We start from the raw sequence: 17,718 nt of genomic DNA on the forward strand, positions 1-17,718 counted from the left end.
GTGCTAATCCGAAACGGCCTTGGTCCGCACTTCGCCCGCACCGTTCGCGCTGGGCGGCGCCGGATGGAAGGCGGCCTGGCCGGTGATGCGGACGCCCGTACGGTCGCGTGGGCGCAGGTGCACGTGCCCGTCGACGCGGACCTCGACCGGTGTGTCCAGGCCGTCGACATCGATAGTGATCATGGCGTCGTGACCGTAGTAGCGGACGTCGGTCACCGTCCCGGCGGGTGCGGTGCCGCCGGGGTCGGTGAGCCGCAGCTGCTCGGGCCGCAGGATCACGGTGCCCTGGACGGTCGCGTCGCAGGTGTGCAGCTCGACAGGGCCGAGGGGGGTCGTCGCCCTCCCGTTCGCGGCGTCCCCCGGAAGGAGAACGGCGTCACCGACGAACCCTGCCACCCAGGGATCGGCGGGGTGGCTGTAGACGTCATGTGACGAGCCGCACTGCGCCACGCGCCCGTTGTGGACGACGGCCACCAGGTCGGCGGTCGACAACGCCTCCTGCTGGTCATGTGTCACGAGGAGGGCGGTCGCGCCCGTGGCGCGCAGGGCGGCGCGAACGTCGGCCCGCACACCGGCGCGCAGCGCGCTGTCCAGCGCGTTGAACGGTTCGTCGAGGAGCACGAGCGCCGGTTCGGGCGCCAGCGCGCGGGCCAGCGCGATCCGCTGCTGCTGCCCGCCGGACAGTTCGTGCGGCATCCGGTCGCCGTACCCGGCCAGGCCCACCAGCTCGAGCATCTCCCCGGTACGCCGGCGGCGTGCGGCCCGGTCGGCCACGCCGAAGGCGACGTTGCGGGCCACGTTCAGATGCGGGAACAGCGCGCCTTCCTGGGGCACGATGCCGATGCGGCGCCGCTCCGGCGGGACGTGCGCCCCGGGCCCGGTGAGGAGACGTCCGCCCACGGCGACGGTCCCGGCGTCGGCGCGGACGAAGCCCGCGATGATGCGGAGCAGGGTGGTCTTCCCGCAGCCCGAGGGGCCGAGGACGGCGGCCAGCGAGCCGCTGGGGACGGTGAGGTCGAGACCGTCCAGGACGGTGGTGTCCGGGCCGTACGCCTTGGTCAGGCCCTCGATCTGCAGATCGGTCATGTGCGCCTCCCGAGGAGGTACGAGGGGACGGCGGCGAGCAGGATCAGCGCGGCCGCGTACGGCGCGGCGTCGGCGTAGGAGGCGACACCGGTCTCCGTCCACAGCCGGGTGGCGAGGGTGTCCATCCCGGTGGGACGCAGCAGAAGGGTGGCCGGCAGTTCCTTCATGCAGACCACGAACGTGAGGGCCGCGCCCGCGGCGATGCCGGGCGCGGCCAGCGGAACGGTGACCGTCCGCAGGACCCGCAGCGGGCCGTGGCCGAGGGAGCGGGCGACGTCCTCCAGCACCGGCGGGGACTGGAGGACGGCACCGCGGGTCGCGGCGACCGCGAGCGGAAGGAACAGCACCGCGTAAGCGCAGACCAGCAGCGGCAACTCCTGGTACAGCGGGTTGGCGTACCGGACGGCGAAGAACACCATGGCCAGGGCGACGGTGATGCCGGGCAGGGCGTGCCCCGCGTAGGCGGCCTGCTCCAGCAGAGCCGGGAGCCGCCCCCTGTGGCGGGCGGCGATGACGCCGACGGGCAGGGCGAGGACGGTGGTGAGCGCGGCCCCGGCGGCGGCCACGCCGAGGGTGACCCCGGCGGTGTTCACGAGTCCGGCGGGGTCCCAGGTGGAGCGGTTTCCCGTCACCAGCCAGTAGGCGAGCGTGGCCAGCGGGAACACGACGGCCGCGGCGGCGACCGCCGCGCACCAGCCCAGCGACGGGGCCGTCCAGCGGCCGAGGCGCAGCGGCACCGGCGGGCGGGCCGTCCCCGTCCCGGTCCTGGCGTGCCCGCGGCGTCCGCGGGTGCGGCTCTCCAGCGCGACCAGCGCCACCGTCATCACGACCAGCACGACGCTCAGTGCCGCCGCCGGGGTGCGGTCGAAACTGGCCTGGTAGGACGTGTAGATGCCGCGCGTGAACGTGTCGTACCGCATCAGCGACACCGCACCGAAGTCGGACAGGACGTACAGCGCGGCCAGCAGCCCGCCGCCGGCCGCCGCGGGACGCACCTGGGGGAGGGTGACGCGGAAGAACGTTCGGACCACGCCGACACCGAGCGACCGGGACGTCTCCTCCTGCGCCGGGTCGCCGCCGCGCAGCGCGGCGGCGACGGGCAGGTACACGTACGGGTAGCTGACCAGCGTCAGTGACACCGCCGACCCGGCGAACCCGGCGAACTCCGGCACCGCCGACAGCCACGCGAACGCCGCCACGTAGCTGGGCACCGCCAGCGGCAGCGTGACCACGATCGACCAGGCGTGGGCCCCGGGCAGCGCCGTCCGGACGGTCAGCCACGCCAGCGACACACCCAGGACCAGGCACGCGAGCACCACCGCCGCGGCCAGTGCCAGGCTCCGGCCGAGCAGCAGCGCGGTGCCTTCCGCCGTGACGACGCTCCAGGCGAAGCCGAATCCGCGCTCCAGTGCCCGCACGGCGAGGTAGCCGAGCGGCAGTAGTGCCAATGCCCCGGCCACGGAGGCCGGGGCAAGGAGTACCCAGGGTGCGCGGGCCGTGGTCATCAGGTCAGACCATGCCGACTTCCTGGAGCAGTTTCAGGGTCTCCTGGAGCGACTCCAGCTTGCCGAGGTCGATCTCGGGGGCCTTCAGCGAGTCCAGCGGAGGGAGGCCGGGGACGTTGCTGGTGACCCCGGACGCCAGCGGGTACTCCTTCGTCTCGTCGCTGAAGTAGGTCTGCGCCTCCTTGGAGAGCAGGAAGTCGACGGCCTTCTGCGCGGCCGCGGGGTGCGCGGCGCCCTTGAGCACGCCCACGCCCGCCACGTTGATCAGCGCGCCGGGGTCGGCGCCGGGAAGGTAGTGGAGCTTGGCGGTGACACTGTTCTCACCTTTCTCCGCGACCCTCTCGTACCAGTAGTAGTGGTTGATCAGCCCCAGGCCGATCTGCCCGGCGTTCACCGCGTCCAGCACGGCGATGTTGTTGTCGTACGCCTTCACGCCGTTGGCCTTCAGGCCCTGTAGCCACTTGCGGGTGGCATCGTCGCCGTCCAGGACCCGCATGCCGGTGACGAACGCCTGGAAGGACGCGTTGGTCGGCGCGTAGGCGATCTTGCCCTTCCACTCCGGCTTGACGAGGTCGCGGACGCTGTCGGGCGCCTCGGGGATGAGATTCGGGTTGTAGGCGAGCACGCGGACCCGGCCGGAGACGCCGACCCACTCGCCCGCGCTGGAGCGGAACTGCGCCGCGACCTTGTCGAGGGACGGCTGGGGCAGCTTGGCGAGGCGTCCCTCCTTGGCGAGGGCGCCGAGCGCCCCGGCGTCCTGGGAGAGGAACAGGTCGGCCTTGGTGCCGTCGCCCTCCTCGAGGATCTGCGCGGACAGTTCGGCGCTGGCGCCGTACCGGACCTCGACGTCGGTGCCGACCGCGTCCTCCAGCTTGTCCAGCAGCGGCTTGACGAGGCCCTCGTTGCGGCCGGAGTAGATGATGAGGCCGGCGTCGGATCCTAGGCCGCAGGCCGCTCCCATTGGCAGGAGGACGGCCGCGAAGGCGAGTGCGGTGGTGAAACGTCGCAGGGGGAATCGCATGGGCTTCCTCGGGATGCCTTCGGGGGGCGGTGTTGGTAGGTAGGTTAGCCTTACTTAAGATTCGCGTGTGAGCCGCCCCCACCTGAAGTCCCAACCGGTCCCGTTCGCCCGTGACCTGGGAGAGCACGCGGACCGGACGGCCGTCGTCACCGCGGACGGGACGCTGTCCTACCGCGAACTGGCGGCGCTGGCGGCGTCCACCGCCGAGCGGCTCGGCACCGGGCGCCGGCTGGTGCTGCTCGCCGGGGCCAACACGGTGGACGCGCTGGTCGTCTACCTGGCGGCGCTGGCGGCCGGGCATCCCGTCCTGCTGGTTCCGCACGACCGTTCCCTGTCGTCCCTGATCGACGTCTACGACCCGGACGTCGTGGCCCTCCCGGACGGGACGCTCCTCGAACGCCGCCCCTCCTCCGCGCACACGCTGCACCCCGACCTGGCGCTGCTGCTCAGCACCTCCGGTTCGACCGGTGCGCCGAAGCTCGTCCGGCTGTCGCACGAGAACCTGCAGGCCAACGCGGCGTCCATCGCCGAGTACCTGGACATCCGGGACGGCGACCGCGCCGCCACCACCCTGCCGATGTACTACTGCTACGGCCTGTCCGTCATCAACAGCCATCTGCTGCGCGGCGCCGGACTGATCCTCACCGACCTCTCGGTGACCGACGACCGCTTCTGGACTCTCTTCCGCGACGCTCGCGGGACGGCGCTGGCGGGCGTCCCCTACACCTTCGGCCTGCTCGACCGGGTGGGCTTCGCCGACATGCGGCTCCCGCATCTGCGCTACATCACCCAGGCCGGCGGCCGGCTGGCGCCCGACCACGTCGCGCGCTACGCGGACCTCGGGCGGCGACGCGGCTGGGACCTGGTCGTCATGTACGGGCAGACCGAGGCGACGGCCCGGATGGCCTACCTTCCACCCGATCTCGTGGCATCCCACCCCCAGGCCATCGGCGTTCCCGTCCCGGGCGGGTCCATCCGGCTCGAACCCCTGCCCGACTGGCCCGGCGCTGATACGGGCGAACTGGTGTACTCCGGTCCGAACGTCATGCTCGGCTACGCCGAGAACCGCGCCGACCTCGCCCTCGGCCGCACCGTCCACGAACTGCGCACCGGTGACGTCGCTCGGCTCCTCCCCGGCGGCCTGTACGAGGTGGTGGGGCGGCGCAGCCGGTTCCTGAAGCTCTACGGCCTGCGCATCGACCCGCAGGGCATCGAGGCGATGCTCGCCCGGCACGGCATGGCCGCTCTCTGCACGGGCGACGATGAGGGCCTCATCGTGGCCGTGACCGGTGGCGCCGACACCCGGCACGTCGGACGGCTCGTGGCGGCCGAATGCGGCCTGCCCGCCAAGGTGATCGGCGTGCACCCGGTGTCCGAGCTGCCCGTGCTCCCCACCGGCAAGCCCGACTACCGGGCCGTGCTGGGGCTGGGGCGTCCAGAACCCGTGCCGGCCACGGACCTGGTCCGCCTGTACGAGCAGATTCTCGACCAGACCGGCGTCACCGAGGACCACAGCTTCGTCGATCTCGCCGGCGACTCGCTCTCCTACGTCGAGATGTCGCTGAAACTGGAGGATGCGCTCGGGACGCTGCCCCCCGATTGGCACACCCGGCCCATCCGCGACCTGCGGCGCCCGGCCGGGCGTTCCCGGTGGCGGACCCTGGAGACCGGAATCGTGCTGCGCGCCGCCGCGATCGTCCTCATCGCCGGATCGCACATCTCGATCTTCACCGTCCGGGGCGGGGCGCACATCCTGCTCGCGGTGGCGGGCTTCAACTTCGCCCGGTTCCACCTGACCTCGTCCGGACGCGGCGAACGCCGCCGGCACGTGCTCGGCGCCCTCCACCGGATCGCGGTTCCGAGCGTCATCTGGCTCGTCCTCGCGGCACTGCTCACCGCCGACTACCACCTTGTGGACGTCCTGCTGCTGAAGAGCGCCTTCGGGTACAACAGCAACTACTGGTTCATCGAAATCATCGTCTACATCCTGCTCGCGATGGCGGCGTGGCTGAGCGTCCCGGCCCTCGACCGGGCGGAACGCCGCGCACCGTTCGGCTTCCCCCTCGTCCTGCTGCCGGCCGCCCTGGTCGTCCGCTACGACTTCTTCGGCCTTTCCGACCTCCCGGACGCGATCACCGCGCTCTGGATGTTCCCCCTCGGGTGGGCCGCGGCGAAGGCGGCCACCGCCGCGCGACGGTCGCTGGTGACCGCGACCGCGCTCGCCACCGTCCCGGGCTACTTCGGCTCGGGCGAAACGCTGCGGGAGATCATCGTCGTCGGTGGCGTGACCCTGCTGATCTGGATCCCCATGCTCCCGAGCACCGCCCTGATCAACCGCCTCGCCGGACTGCTCGCCGGTGCCTCGCTGTACATCTACCTCGTCCACTGGCAGATCTATCCGCTGCTGGACGGCCACTCCCGGCTCCTGGCCCTGCTCGCCTCCCTGGCGGGCGGCGTGGCCTACGCGTCCGCCGCCGCACGAATCACGCGGGCGGCGTCCAAGACGCCCCTGCGCAACCGCCGTAGCCCCGCCCGCGCGGGCCTCGCGCCCCGGCGATACACGCTGAAGCCCCCGACGACGGACTCCACACCCTCGTAATCGTTGGCGATCAGGGAGAACTGCGCCGGGCCATTGCGGGGGCGAACATCGCGGGCTCCGGTCACGTCTATGGATATGAGGCATAACCACTCACGGTCAGGAGAACTCGGTGCGAACCCCCGGCTATCGAGAAGCGTTCGGATGCCATGGCTGACGGACGCGTTCGGGCGGCGCGGGACGAGCGAAAGGCCTTTCGCGTAGCACGGCGTGAGGGTAAGCGCCGCGCACCGGCACCCGCCTCAGCTCTCGCCCTCGCCGCGGCCATCATCGGGTTGGAGGCGTTCGTCCTGTTCCTCTGGCTGCGGGAATATATCGCGGAAGGCGCCTTCCCACTCTGGGGGTTGGTCGCCATCCCTGCCGCAGCGCTGATCGTCGTCTTCGCGTTGCATTCGGCCATACGCGAAACACCCGTTCTAGTCGGGATACGGCGGGCCTGGCGGCGGGCGAAGCGCGGGGAGGTGGTGCGCGTCGTGCCGGCTGTGGCGCTGTGGCGAGGGCAGTCGGTGGGCGACGTCCCGGTGCGGACGGTCGTCGCTCCCGTGGACGGGCGAGCGCACTTCGTCCGTCTGGCGTTCGCGCGCGTCGAGGACGCCGCGAGGCTGCCCGCGGGCCCGGCCCAGATCGACCTGTTCGACGCCCCGGCGGTACGGGGCCCGGCGCGGCTGCGACCGCTTCACGGGGGTGTGGTCTGGGCGTTCGCGGTGAGGAAAGGCGATGTCGCCGTGCCGGAGTACACGCCATGGACGTTCGAGAACGGCTGGCCGGACGAGTGGTCGGACGGCTGGCCGGACGGCGACGGTGCCTCAGACCGCGGTACGGGCTGGCCCAGCGACTCCGACGGGGATGGCGACGGCGACGGCGACGGCGGGGAGTAGCCCACCATGCGGGGCCCGGTCGGCTCCGTTCTCGGGAACCTGCACGAGCGGGGTCCGATGACTCGGCGGGCGCGGGATTCTCGTTCGCCCGTCGCAACTCACGGTTCTCGCGCTCCAGTTCGGCGATCCTTTGCGCGTCGCTGCTCGTGGTCCCCGGGCGGCGCTTCCGACCGTCGGCCTCGGCCTGCCGGACCCGGGTCCGCAATGCCTCACAATGCACCCGAACTGGTCGGCGACCTGGGCGATCGTCCCGCTCCTCTCCGCCGTAGAAACCGCCTGCCGGGGCGTCTGGAATTTGGCGCGAGGCATCTGAATTCTGTGCCGAACTGGACCCGAATTCCCGCCGTCCCACTGGGATGACCCATGATCACAGTCAGGCGCTGGAAAGGGGGCGGGATGTCCGTTCGGCTGGAGCCGGGGGATCCCGAGCGGATCGGTGAGTTGTGGCTGGCGGGCCGGCTGGGTGCCGGCGGCCGAGGCGTGGTGTACGACGCCTACGGGCCCGATGGAGCCCGGGTGGCGGTCAAGGTGCTGCATGGGGCACAGGAGTCACCTGGGGAACTGGCCCGGATGGCCGCCGAGGCGCGAGCCGCCCAGCGGGTCGCCTCGTTCTGCACCGCCCGGATCCTGCAGGTGCGGCTGGAGCCGCCGCGGCCCTACATCGTGAGCGAGTACATCGACGGGCTGAGCCTGCAGGACACCGTCAACAGCGCGGGCGACCGGCCGGGGCGCCGGTTCGCCGGGGACGACCTGCACCGACTCGGGATGGGCATCGCCACCGCGCTGGCGGCGATCCACCAGGCCAAGGTGGTCCACCGCGACCTCAAGCCCGGCAACATGATGCTGGGCCCCGACGGCCCCCGACTGATCGATTTCGGGATCGCGCGGGTACTGGACACGCACTCGGCCACCGAGGGCGGGTTCGCCGGGACGCTGCGGTACATGGCGCCGGAGGTGTACGCGGGGCAGCGTGCCGGGGCCGAGGCCGACGTGTTCGCCTGGGGGGCGATCATGGTGTTCGCGGCCACCGGCGAGCACGCCTTCAGGGGCGGCACGCTGCCCGAGATCGCCCATCGGATCCGCACCCACGACCCGGACCTGACGACGCTGCCCGGCGCGCTGCACCCCCTCGTGGAGGCGGCGCTGGCCAAGGACCCGCTGGCGCGCCCGTCCGCCCGGGCGATCCTGGCGGCGCTGACCGGGGATCCCCGCGAGGGCGCCGGTGACCTGCAGGACCTGGTCGCCGCCGGGGCCGCGCAGGCGGGGTTGCGGTCCCGGTGGGAGCCGGGCGACCCGGCGCTGGGCAAGGTCGCCGAGGACGCCTACGCCGCCCTGCCCCCGCGTGAGCAGAGCCTCGTCCCCGAGGTGTTCCTGCGCTGCGTGGTGCCCGGCGAGGACGGGAGCCTGGCCACCCGTCCCGTACCGGGCGCGGAGTTGTCGGACAGGGACCATCCCGCCGAGGCGCACGCGCTGGAAGGGGTGGTGCGCGCCTTCCGGCCGCTGCTCGTCGTTGCCGGCGACCGGCCGGACGAGCAGATCGTCCTGGCGCGCCCGGCGGTGCTGCGGGCCTGGCCGCGGCTGCGGAGGTGGGTCGAAGCCGACCGCGAGGGGCTGGGGGCACATCATCGCATCCGCCAGGCCGCCCGAACCTGGGCCGCTCACGGGAGGCGCCGCGGCGACGTGCTGACCGGCGCGCACCTGGACGAGGCCGTGCGCTGGGCCACCCTCGCCGACCGCCGCCAGTCCCTCAACCGGCTGGAGCGCGGCCTGCTGGACGCCAGCACCCGCGCCCAGACCAGCCGCAGCCGCCGCGTCCGCGCCGTCGCCGCCGTGCCGGCGGTGACCACGGTGGTGTCACTGACGGCCACCGGATGGGCGATCCGGGCACAGCGGACCAGCGTCGACCAGCGCGACATCGCGGCCTCGCGCCAACTGGCCGCGCAGAGCCGGCAGTTCGGCGGCACCGCCCCGGACAAGGCGGCCCTGCTGGCCGTCGCCGCCCACGGCATCCGTAAGACCCCCGAGAGCCGCGCCGCGCTGCTGAACATCGTCGCCGACCCGGCCCGCGGCGTCCTGAGCGATTACAAGGGCACGCCCCTCTCGGTCACGGCCGACCGCGACGGACGGTTGCTCGCCATCGGCAACGAAGACGGCACCATCGCGTTGTGGGATGTGCGGAGGCATCGCCAGATCGGCGGGTTCTTGCGCTTGCTCACACCGTCCACCTTTCTGGGGATGTCGGTGGCGCTGAGCCCGGACGGCCGGACGCTGGCCGCCGCCGCGAGCGATGTGAACGACGCCGGCGACGTGGTGGACGCGGCCGTGCGGCTCTGGGACGTGCACACCCGCCGGCCGCTGGGCGACCTGCCCGTAGGGGCCCTACCCCGTTCGGTGGTCTTCACCTCCGATGGGAAGAGCGTCGCCGTCGACAACGGTGAGGAGGTCGGGCTCTGGGACATACGGACCCTGCGCCGACGTGGTCCCGTCGTGGCCCACGAGACGAACGGGGACTCCGACCGCTACACCGTGATCGACCACAGCGCCACGACCGTGGCCACTGGCGAGGAGACGGGCGATGGCCCGTCCGCCGTGCAGTTGTGGGACCTCGCCACCGGCCGGCGCACGACGTCCTTCCCCGTGAAGGGCAAGGTGGTGGCGCTGAGCCCGAACGGGCGGACCGTCCTCACGAAGAAGTACTCGATGTCGTCCGACCGCTTCGACGTGTACCTGTGGGATGCGCGGACCGGCCGGCAACAAGGCGGCGCCATTCCCTTGGCCCTCGGAAGCGATGTGGGACCGTTCAGTCCCGACGGGCGGGTCGTGGTCATCGGCACGCAACTGTGGGAGGCGGGTGGCACGCACGTCGGTTCCATCGCCGCCGACGTCGGTGGCGCACTGAGCGTTGCCGCGTTCGCCGGCGAGGACACCGTGGTCTCCCTGGGCGGGGACGGTCCAACGAAAGCGGTGCGGCTGTGGGACGTCAGCGTCCACCAGCCCGATCACCGTCCCTTCCGCGTCGGACGCTCCGAAGACGACATCCTTCATGGGCTCAGCGCGGACGGACGGACCCTCATCACCGACAACGGCATGTCGGACGGACCTCCCGCCTTCCGGACGTGGGATGTCACCAAAAGGCGGGAAACGCGGCCGGCCGTCCCCATGTCGGCGGACACGGCGCGCGCACCGCTGGCCGCGCCGGCTGACGAGATCGTGGTGGCCCCTGACGGACGGACGTTCGTCACCGGCAACCTGTACGGTCAGCTCAGGCTCTGGGATCCGTCGGCTCAACGCGGGTTCGGCCTGGACGGCGGCCCGGAAGGCCGGATCAGCGCGCTGGCCATCAGCCCGGACGGGCGCATTCTGGCCACCGGCGGAGGCTCACAGAGCCAGATGAGCAACCCGTCCGTCGACGGCAAGGTGCAACTGTGGGACCTCCGAACACGCACTTTGATCACCAAGCGGCCGCTCTTCTCCTCGGGCGTCGAGGTGTCGGCGCTGGCCTTCAGCCCCGACGGCAGAACCCTGGCCGCCGGCATCGGCCGGACGATCCGGCTCTGGAATGTCTCCGACCACAAGCAGCTCACCCCGCCGATCAGCGGGATCAACGCCGAGGCCAACGTGCTCGCCTTCGGCCCCGGCAACCGCACCCTCGCCATCGGCGCCATCAACACGACCGTGCTTCTGGACGTCCGCGACCGGCGCCAGATCGGCCCACCGCTCACTGGCCACTCCGGCCCGGTGACGGCCCTGGCCTTCAACCGCGACGGGACGACGCTGGCCACGGGCGGCGACGACCAGGTCGTCAAGCTCTGGGAGGTCACCGGCCAAAGCCAGGTCGGCGCGCCCCTGGTGGGCCACACCGGGGCGGTGCGGTCCCTGGTCTTCAACCCGGACACAACGACCCTGACCACCAGCGACGACAAGGCGACCGTGCGTCGGTGGAACATCGCTAAGCCCGCTGACCACGCGGCGATCGCCGGCTCCATCGCCGGACGCACGCTCACCCGCGCCGAATGGACCCAGTACGTCGCGCCCGGCATCGACTACCGCGACATCTGCCCGTCCCTGAGCCAAGGCCGTTGACCGGACCTCGCGCACGCCGGCGGCCTTGTCGAACGTGGTCGGCCGACACCGGTGAGACCCTGACGGCAAGTGGCAGCCTTGTGGGGCGCCGCCAAAGTGTCAGGTGGTGTGGCGCCAGGAGTCGCCGGTCTCGCGTTCGAACGCCGTGCGGGTTGTCTCCGTGTCGTAGAAGATGCGGAGTGTCGTGATCAGCCCTTCGTCGTCGAGTTCCAGCATGTCCACGCATTCAAAGCCGGCCGCGGCGCCCGAGGGCAGCGTCCAGTCGAAGCGGAACCAGACGCCGACGAGCCGCTCGCCCTGGGTGACGCCACGGAGGTGGAGTTCGGAGCGGCCGGTGTCGGCGAGCAGTCTCGGGTAGAACTCCGCGGCGTGTGACGGCCCGTACAGCGGTGAGTGGACGATCGCCTCAGGGTGGAAGAGCGCCAGGACGCCCTCCAGGTCGCCGCGCCCAAGGGCGGAGAGGTAGGCCTCGGCCAGCGTGCGGGCGGTCATGATCGCTCCTTGATGAGGGTGGCCAGGCCGTCGAGGAGGCGGTCCAGGCCGAAGGCGCGGGCGTTGTCGTCCAGGGTCGGGGTCGGGCCGCTCAGCGCCTCGCTGAGCTGGGGGAACAAGTCGGCCCGACTGCGGATCAGCTCGGCCGTCTCGCTGCCGCCCGACCAGGCCTGGGTACCTGCCGTGGTCATCGACTGGGTGTTGCGGACGTGCCCGAACAGCAGGAACGCGGCAGCCATGCGCTCGTCGCCGGTGAGTCCGGTTCCGGCCAGCGCGGCCATCGCGCTCTCGGTCCATCCGGCCTCGCGGGGGCCCATGGCGCGGGGGCCCACGGTGACGGTGGGCAGCCAGGGGTGCTGCCGCCAGACCTCGGCGAGCCGCCGGACGAACTCCTCCAGTCCGGCCCGCCAGCCGCCGGGCACCCCGCTGAGGTCGGGCGGTTCGCCCACCGCCGTATCGATCATGATGCTCAGCAGTTCGGACTTGTTCGAGACATGGCGGTAGAGCGACATCTTGGTGAAGCCGAGATCAGCGGCGATGCGCTGCATGGAGACCGCCTCGATGCCGTCCGCGTCGGCGATCGCGATGGCCGCGTCGGCGATCGCGGACACCGAAAGCGGCATGCGCGGTTTCTTCTCCGGCTGGTCGCGGAGATCCCAGAGCGCCTTCATTTCACCAACCTCTTGTCAACCCGGCCTAGATGTGTCTAGCTTACATCAAGTGTCCGGCGGACACAGAGCTTCCATCGGACATCTCCCTCACGCGAAAGGTCAGGTCAGACCATGACGAGCAACGTCACCTCCAGCAGCCTCGGCACCACCCAGACCCCGATGGCCGCCGTCCGCACCGCCCCGATGTGGCGCACCGGCCTGTTCGCCTGCGTCACCGCCGCAGGGGCCACCACCGTCGTCGCCGCCGTCGCCAGGGGCGCGGGGGTGCCCCTGGAGATCGACGGCGAGTCGATCCCGCTGCTCGGCTTCACCCAGCTGACACTGCTGTTCAGTGCGATCGGCGTACTGCTGGCCGTGGCGCTGCGCCGCTGGGCCGCGTCGCCCAGGAGCACGTTCCTCGCGGTCACCGTCGTCCTCACCGCGCTGTCGGTCGTGCCCGACCTGCTCATCTCGGCGACGGTCGCGACGAAGCTCACCCTGATCTCCGCCCACCTCGCGGCCGCGGCGATCGTCATCCCGCTGGTCGCCGGCCGCCTGCCCGTCCGCACCCGATAGCGACCGTCCGACCGACGCCGCCACCTCCTCGCGGACCGCCCGTCGGCGAGGAGGACGGCCTTTCGGCGAACCCTGTCCAGCCGGAGGCAGTGCTCGGTCAGATCGGCGCGCAATCTCGTTCCCCGCGGACCGGGCCACGCGGCGCCCCCGTGTTCGGCGATGATCCAGATCACCTGTGCCACCACCGCGGCGGACAGGGTGCCGTCCGCGTCTCCGGTACTCGAACGGTCGGCACTCGCATACGCCATACCACGGTTTCTTCAGACAATGGATTCTTGCAGCATTCCGGGCGGTCGCCTGCGGCCAAGATGACGCTCGACGCTCTTCGGTCAACGCGGTCAGCAGCGTGTCCAGTTCGGCCTTAATGCACTGCGCCGCAAGAGAAGGTGATCCTCATATGCCCGTCGATGGTGATCGCATCGATGTCGAGCAGGTGCGGGCGCGAGTCCCCGGTGGAACGCGGGCAACGCCGGCACGCTCCCGGAAACCTCACGTCAGTGCACCTGCGCATGGAATGTCTCGTACCGGGCACGTTGTCGCCCGTACGGCGCGGAAAGGAGCGGAACATGGGCGACCGAGGCGAGAATCCATCAGGAGGCAGAGCGCTACCGCCGTGGGGGACGCCGCGCCGACTGAGGCGGCCAATGCGATCAAAGGGGTCCGCCGTACTAGTTGACCCGTACGAGCCGCGGACGGCGGCACCAGATGAAGGGGGCGACCCATGGGTTTGCTCAAGAAGCTGAAGAATAAGACGCAGCGCGCCAAGGGGCGCGCCAAGGAGAACACGGGGCGCGAGTCGCGCGATCCGTACTTGGAGGCGGAGGGGCGCAAGGACCGCGTCGCGGGCGGCGCCAAGCAGGTTGGAGAGAAGGCCAAGGACGCGGCACGTGAGGCCCGGCGTACCGGCGAGCGGTGACGCTCCATCACGCGGAGTCTCACAGAACTGGCGCGGAAGCTGCGTACCCCGTGCGGTCGCATCCGGCAGGGTGTTCTGAACGCGGGATCGCGCTCCTAGATGTGCACGTTTCGTCGCGAAGGTTCCTGTCGGCATGCCGTTGCTTCTCGGTCGTGGAAAGCTCTGGGGATTAGGTGCGCTCTCTGCCCGCGAGCTGCCGGGCCGCCGTGTGGATCGCCTGGACGTATGCGATGTCCTGGGCGCGCGCCTCGGGGGGCAGTTCGTCGAAGCGGACTAGCGCGCCGTGCTGGGGGTTCACGGTGGCCATCCACGCGGACCAGGCGTCGTGGACGTCCTCCGTCGTTGTCGCCTCGCCCTTGGCGCGGGCGAGGAGCGCGTAGATCAGGAACAGTGGCGCTGCGTCCTCGGGTGGTCGGGCCTCCGGCGGGAGGCAACTGCGCACCAGGTCGGCGGCGTCCTCGATATAGGTCACGGAAGGTACTTTTCCATGAGCCGGGCTCCGAGGAGTAGCAGGTTGAGCATCAGGAAGATCAGCGGCACCATGCGTTCACTGAACCCGAGTTCGGCGTAGCGCGACCGCCTTGGGCCTTTCGCGGCTTTTTGGAGTACTGCCCACTCGTCGGTGAATATCTGCGCGGGGAGTTGTTTTTCGATGGCGTTGATGACCGCGAACTTGGCGTTGTTCAACTGGCGGTAGCTGCGGAGTTGGACCCACCAGGCGGCCGTCAGGGTGATGCCCGCGAGCCCGAATACGAGGGACGTCCACAGTGACTTGGCGATGCTGTTCCCAGTGATCCCGGTCGCCGCGACGAAGGAGGTCTGGACGGTCAGGAAGAAGGAGTTGGACAGTCCGCGCCGTGCCGAGACCCGGTCCGCCATCTCGACCGCGAGCTTGTAGAGGTCGAGCAGGGACGGGTGGGGGTCGGAGGGCGTGGTCACTGCTCACCGCCGGTCTTGGGAGGAAGGGTGTCGTCGGTGGCCTTCGCCAAGGCGACCGCGTAGGACCAGTCGGTTCTGCGGTCAGAGTGGTAGGCCGTCCAGCCGTCGGGGCCATGCCGTACCACCAGGAGCCGGCCCGCCTGGCGCTCCAGCTGTTCCGGGATGCCGAAGGCCCCCGCGATGCGGCGGAAACGCCGCCATGCCTGGAACCGTTCGGCCGGTTCGCGCGGAGCGAGCAGCAGGAGCGTGCGGTCGAGGGCACCGGTGTGCACGATGGTGTCGAGCTCGAACTGGAGTCCGTCGGTCGAGTCGATCGGCGTCGCCCCCACGATGACCAGCGCGCTCTCTTCGATGTAGCCCTTCACCTTTTCCTTCCAGCCGTCGTGGGGCAGAACCTCGCGCGCGGCGCCCAGGACCGTGCTGGAGCGGCGCGGATCGCTGACGGCGATCACGGGGCCGTATGGCTGGAGGTAGCGGACGATGACCTCCTCGAACGATTCGCGTTGCCGCAGGCTCAGCTTCTCCAGGAAGCTGAGCCGGGTGAGCGGCGAGGTGCGGATGGTGAGGTCGTCGTCGGCGAAGTTTCGCAGGTACACGATCGGCCGGCTTCCTGCGCGCGGACCTGCGCGAACTGCCGCACACCACGGCGGAGGTCCCGGCATGACCTTCCCGCCGGAGGGCTACTCGCAGGAGGCGGCCACCGACGGCGTGCGGGCGTGGACGCAGGACGGCCGCATCGCGCGCATCGCCATGGCGCGTCCCGAACGGCGCAACGCCCAGGACGCATCGATGCTCTACGGGCTGGACACCGCGCTCGCGGCGGCGATGGCCGCCGACACCGTCCGGGTGGTCGTGCTCTCCGGGGACGGCCCGCACTTCTGCGCCGGGCACGGCCTCGACGACCTCGACGCCGTTCCGCCGGCCGACCGGGCCGTGACCGCGTCCGGCGGCTACCGCGCCCCGGGGGCGGCCGGCCGGATGGCCGTGGAGGAGGAGATGTACCTCGGCCTGCACCGGCGGTGGCGCGACCTGCCCAAACCGCTCATCGCCATGGTGCACGGCCATGCCGTCGCCGGCGGCCTGATGACCGCATGGGTGTGCGACCTGATCGTCGCCAGTGAGGACGCGCGGTTCTCCGACCCTGTGATCGCCATGGGGATGAACGCGCACGAATGGTTCGTCCACCCCTGGGAGTTCGGTGCGCGCAAGGCCAAGGAACTGCTGTTCACGGGAGCGACCTGCACAGCGGCCGAGGCGCTGCGCATGGGAATGGTCAACCATGTCGTCGACAGGGAGCGGCTGGAGTCGTTCACACTGTCGCTCGCCCGGCGGATCGCCGATCAGGACCCGTTCGCGCTGAAGCTCGCCAAGCAGTGCGTCAATCACGCCCTCGATGCTCAAGGCCAGCGGGAGGCCGTCGACCACGCGTTCGCGCTGCACCAGCTGGCGCACGCCCACCACCAGGCGGTCGACGGCACGCCCGTGTCCAGGGCATGGCTGGAGGCGCGACGAGGAGGGGCGGCATGACGGTCGCGAACGGCGCCGACGACCTGCGCACACTCCGCACCGACGACGGTGTCGAACTCGCCTACCGGGACCTGGGGACGGGACCCGACGTGGTGATCCTCGTCCACGGGCAAGGCGCGTCCTACCGCCAGTGGAACGCCAACGCCGAGGTGCTCGCGGCGACCGGACGCCGCGTCCTGGTTCCCGACCTGCGAGGGCACCACTTCTCCGCCACCCCGCCGTCGGCCGCGCTGACCATGCGGCGGCTGGCCGAGGACGTCCGGCAGCTGGCGGACGAGGTCGACGCGCCCGTCGTCCACCTCGCCGGCTGGTCACTGGGCGGGCTGGTCGTCCAGCGGCTCGTCCACGACCATCCGGCCAGGATCGCGTCGCTGTGCCTCGTCAACACCTTCGCCGACTGGCTCGCCGGCGGCTGGTTCCGCCGCCATGTGCGGGTTCCCGTCGAGGTCGCCGTCGGCTTCGGGCTGATGGGGATACTGCCCCGCTCTCTGGTGGCGCGAGGGATGGACCGGACGACCCGCAAGCTCTTCGCCCACGCGACACTGGCGCGGCGCCCCGAACTCGTCGACATCTGCGCCGAGGACTTCGCGCGCAACGCCCCCCGCCGGGAGATCCGCACGATCGCCCAGAAGGAGTCCGCCCGGTTCGACTCGACCGGCTGGCTTCCCGACGTCCGGTGCCCGGCGCTGATCGTGGCGGGCGGGCGCGACCATGTGCCCGAGTACATGCCCCGCGAGATGCACCGCCTCCTACCGGAGGCGGAAATGGCCTGGTGGCCCGAGCTGGGGCACATGATCCCCATCGACGACCCCGCGGGCTTCAACGAGGAATACGTGTCGTTCCTGGACCGCGTCGCCGCGGGTGAGGTCGCCGGGGGCGCCGTGCACACCAGGCCGGTGTCCCCGTGACGGCCACAGAATCGCATCGAGGAGAACCATGTCACGCGCAATGATCGTCTCAGCGGTCCGGACGCCGGTGGGGAAGGCGGGCCGCGGATACCGCGACGTCCACGCCGTCGACCTGCTGGCCACCGCCCTCCGCGGCTGTGTGGACGCCGTCGGGGTCGACCCCGACATCATGATGGAGGGGCCGATCCTCGCGACCGAGCTGATGCTCGAACGTGAGGGCCTGACGCTGGACGACATCGACCTGTTCGAGATCCACGAGGCGTACGCGACCGTCGTCTGCGCCTGGCGGAGCGTCCATCGGGTGGAGCCGGAACGGCTGAACGCCGATGGCGGCGCCATCGCGCTCGGCCACCCCTTCGGCGCGTCCGGCGCCCGCCAGATCGCCCACCTGGTGCACGCGCTGCGGGCGCGCGGCGGCGGGACGGGTCTGCAGGCGATGTGCTGCGGCGGCGGGATCGGGACCGGCACGATCGTCGAGGTCGCGCCGAGATGAACCTGCTGCCCGGCGCGCCCACTGAACCCACGGGGCGTCACCCAACGG

Annotated in this window: 16 protein-coding genes; 8 read left to right on the forward strand and 8 right to left on the reverse strand. The window is 71.2% G+C overall.

Features of this window, described 5'->3' with window-relative positions:
• Positions 1 to 3: 3 nt before the first annotated feature.
• The 3 genes from ACTWPP_RS29360 to ACTWPP_RS29370 are packed head-to-tail and all read right to left on the reverse strand — an operon-like array spanning position 4 to position 3,612.
• On the reverse strand, positions 4 to 1,086 hold the full coding sequence (locus tag ACTWPP_RS29360; protein WP_443107604.1) for an ABC transporter ATP-binding protein: 1,083 nt from the start codon (positions 1,084 to 1,086) through the stop codon (positions 4 to 6).
• A complete protein-coding gene (locus tag ACTWPP_RS29365) occupies positions 1,083 to 2,591 on the reverse strand; it encodes an ABC transporter permease (protein ID WP_443107605.1) in 1,509 nt (502 codons plus the stop codon). Before ACTWPP_RS29365 ends, ACTWPP_RS29360 begins: the two co-directional genes overlap by 4 nt.
• A gap of 4 nt (positions 2,592 to 2,595) precedes the next feature.
• Positions 2,596 to 3,612: an iron ABC transporter substrate-binding protein gene (locus tag ACTWPP_RS29370; RefSeq protein ID WP_443107606.1), complete on the reverse strand. Its 1,017-nt coding sequence runs from the start codon at positions 3,610 to 3,612 to the stop codon at positions 2,596 to 2,598.
• A 67-nt stretch (positions 3,613 to 3,679) separates the two neighbouring features.
• Between ACTWPP_RS29370 and ACTWPP_RS29375 the strand changes: the two genes are divergently transcribed.
• From ACTWPP_RS29375 to ACTWPP_RS29385, 3 genes are all read left to right on the forward strand, one after another.
• Positions 3,680 to 6,211: an AMP-binding protein gene (locus ACTWPP_RS29375; RefSeq protein ID WP_443107607.1), complete on the forward strand. Its 2,532-nt coding sequence runs from the start codon at positions 3,680 to 3,682 to the stop codon at positions 6,209 to 6,211.
• 341 nt (positions 6,212 to 6,552) lie between these two features.
• The gene (locus ACTWPP_RS29380; RefSeq protein WP_443107608.1) at positions 6,553 to 7,086 is read left to right on the forward strand and encodes a hypothetical protein; all 534 of its coding nucleotides are present in this window, start codon (positions 6,553 to 6,555) and stop codon (positions 7,084 to 7,086) included.
• A gap of 396 nt (positions 7,087 to 7,482) precedes the next feature.
• On the forward strand, positions 7,483 to 11,169 hold the full coding sequence (locus ACTWPP_RS29385) for a protein kinase domain-containing protein (protein WP_443107609.1): 3,687 nt from the start codon (positions 7,483 to 7,485) through the stop codon (positions 11,167 to 11,169).
• Between the two features lie 99 nt (positions 11,170 to 11,268).
• Here ACTWPP_RS29385 and ACTWPP_RS29390 read toward each other — a convergent pair whose 3' ends face one another.
• Together ACTWPP_RS29390 and ACTWPP_RS29395 are read right to left on the reverse strand one after the other, a co-directional pair.
• Positions 11,269 to 11,661, reverse strand: a complete 393-nt coding sequence (locus ACTWPP_RS29390) for a nuclear transport factor 2 family protein (RefSeq protein ID WP_443107610.1) — start codon at positions 11,659 to 11,661, stop codon at positions 11,269 to 11,271.
• Positions 11,658 to 12,332, reverse strand: coding sequence for a TetR/AcrR family transcriptional regulator (locus ACTWPP_RS29395; protein ID WP_443107611.1), 675 nt, complete (start codon positions 12,330 to 12,332; stop codon positions 11,658 to 11,660). The genes ACTWPP_RS29390 and ACTWPP_RS29395 overlap by 4 nt, the downstream gene beginning before the upstream one ends.
• A 111-nt stretch (positions 12,333 to 12,443) precedes the next feature.
• On the opposite strand from ACTWPP_RS29395, the gene ACTWPP_RS29400 reads away from it, so the two are divergent.
• Both ACTWPP_RS29400 and ACTWPP_RS29405 read left to right on the forward strand, forming a co-directional pair.
• Positions 12,444 to 12,887, forward strand: coding sequence for a DUF6069 family protein (locus ACTWPP_RS29400; protein ID WP_443107612.1), 444 nt, complete (start codon positions 12,444 to 12,446; stop codon positions 12,885 to 12,887).
• 721 nt (positions 12,888 to 13,608) lie between these two features.
• Positions 13,609 to 13,803 (forward strand): CsbD family protein, encoded by a 195-nt coding sequence (locus tag ACTWPP_RS29405; protein WP_443107613.1) that lies wholly within the window; start codon positions 13,609 to 13,611, stop codon positions 13,801 to 13,803.
• A 169-nt stretch (positions 13,804 to 13,972) separates the two neighbouring features.
• Here ACTWPP_RS29405 and ACTWPP_RS29410 read toward each other — a convergent pair whose 3' ends face one another.
• The 3 genes from ACTWPP_RS29410 to ACTWPP_RS29420 are packed head-to-tail and all read right to left on the reverse strand — an operon-like array spanning position 13,973 to position 15,338.
• Positions 13,973 to 14,275, reverse strand: coding sequence for a DUF7701 domain-containing protein (locus tag ACTWPP_RS29410; RefSeq protein ID WP_443107614.1), 303 nt, complete (start codon positions 14,273 to 14,275; stop codon positions 13,973 to 13,975).
• Positions 14,272 to 14,742: a RipA family octameric membrane protein gene (locus ACTWPP_RS29415; RefSeq protein WP_443107615.1), complete on the reverse strand. Its 471-nt coding sequence runs from the start codon at positions 14,740 to 14,742 to the stop codon at positions 14,272 to 14,274. Before ACTWPP_RS29415 ends, ACTWPP_RS29410 begins: the two co-directional genes overlap by 4 nt.
• Positions 14,739 to 15,338, reverse strand: a complete 600-nt coding sequence (locus tag ACTWPP_RS29420) for a hypothetical protein (protein ID WP_443107616.1) — start codon at positions 15,336 to 15,338, stop codon at positions 14,739 to 14,741. The genes ACTWPP_RS29415 and ACTWPP_RS29420 overlap by 4 nt, the downstream gene beginning before the upstream one ends.
• 64 nt (positions 15,339 to 15,402) lie before the next feature.
• Here ACTWPP_RS29420 and ACTWPP_RS29425 point away from each other — a divergent pair, with 64 nt between their 5' ends.
• From ACTWPP_RS29425 to ACTWPP_RS29435, 3 genes are read left to right on the forward strand one after another with little or no spacing between them, the layout of a single operon-like run.
• Positions 15,403 to 16,269: an enoyl-CoA hydratase gene (locus ACTWPP_RS29425; RefSeq protein WP_443107617.1), complete on the forward strand. Its 867-nt coding sequence runs from the start codon at positions 15,403 to 15,405 to the stop codon at positions 16,267 to 16,269.
• Positions 16,266 to 17,177 (forward strand): alpha/beta fold hydrolase, encoded by a 912-nt coding sequence (locus ACTWPP_RS29430; RefSeq protein ID WP_443107618.1) that lies wholly within the window; start codon positions 16,266 to 16,268, stop codon positions 17,175 to 17,177. Before ACTWPP_RS29425 ends, ACTWPP_RS29430 begins: the two co-directional genes overlap by 4 nt.
• Before the next feature lie 28 nt (positions 17,178 to 17,205).
• Positions 17,206 to 17,670, forward strand: a complete 465-nt coding sequence (locus tag ACTWPP_RS29435) for a hypothetical protein (RefSeq protein WP_443107619.1) — start codon at positions 17,206 to 17,208, stop codon at positions 17,668 to 17,670.
• Positions 17,671 to 17,718: the final 48 nt, after the last annotated feature.

This window comes from Actinomadura sp. 3N407, from assembly GCF_052245875.1.
Taxonomy (GTDB): domain Bacteria; phylum Actinomycetota; class Actinomycetes; order Streptosporangiales; family Streptosporangiaceae; genus Spirillospora.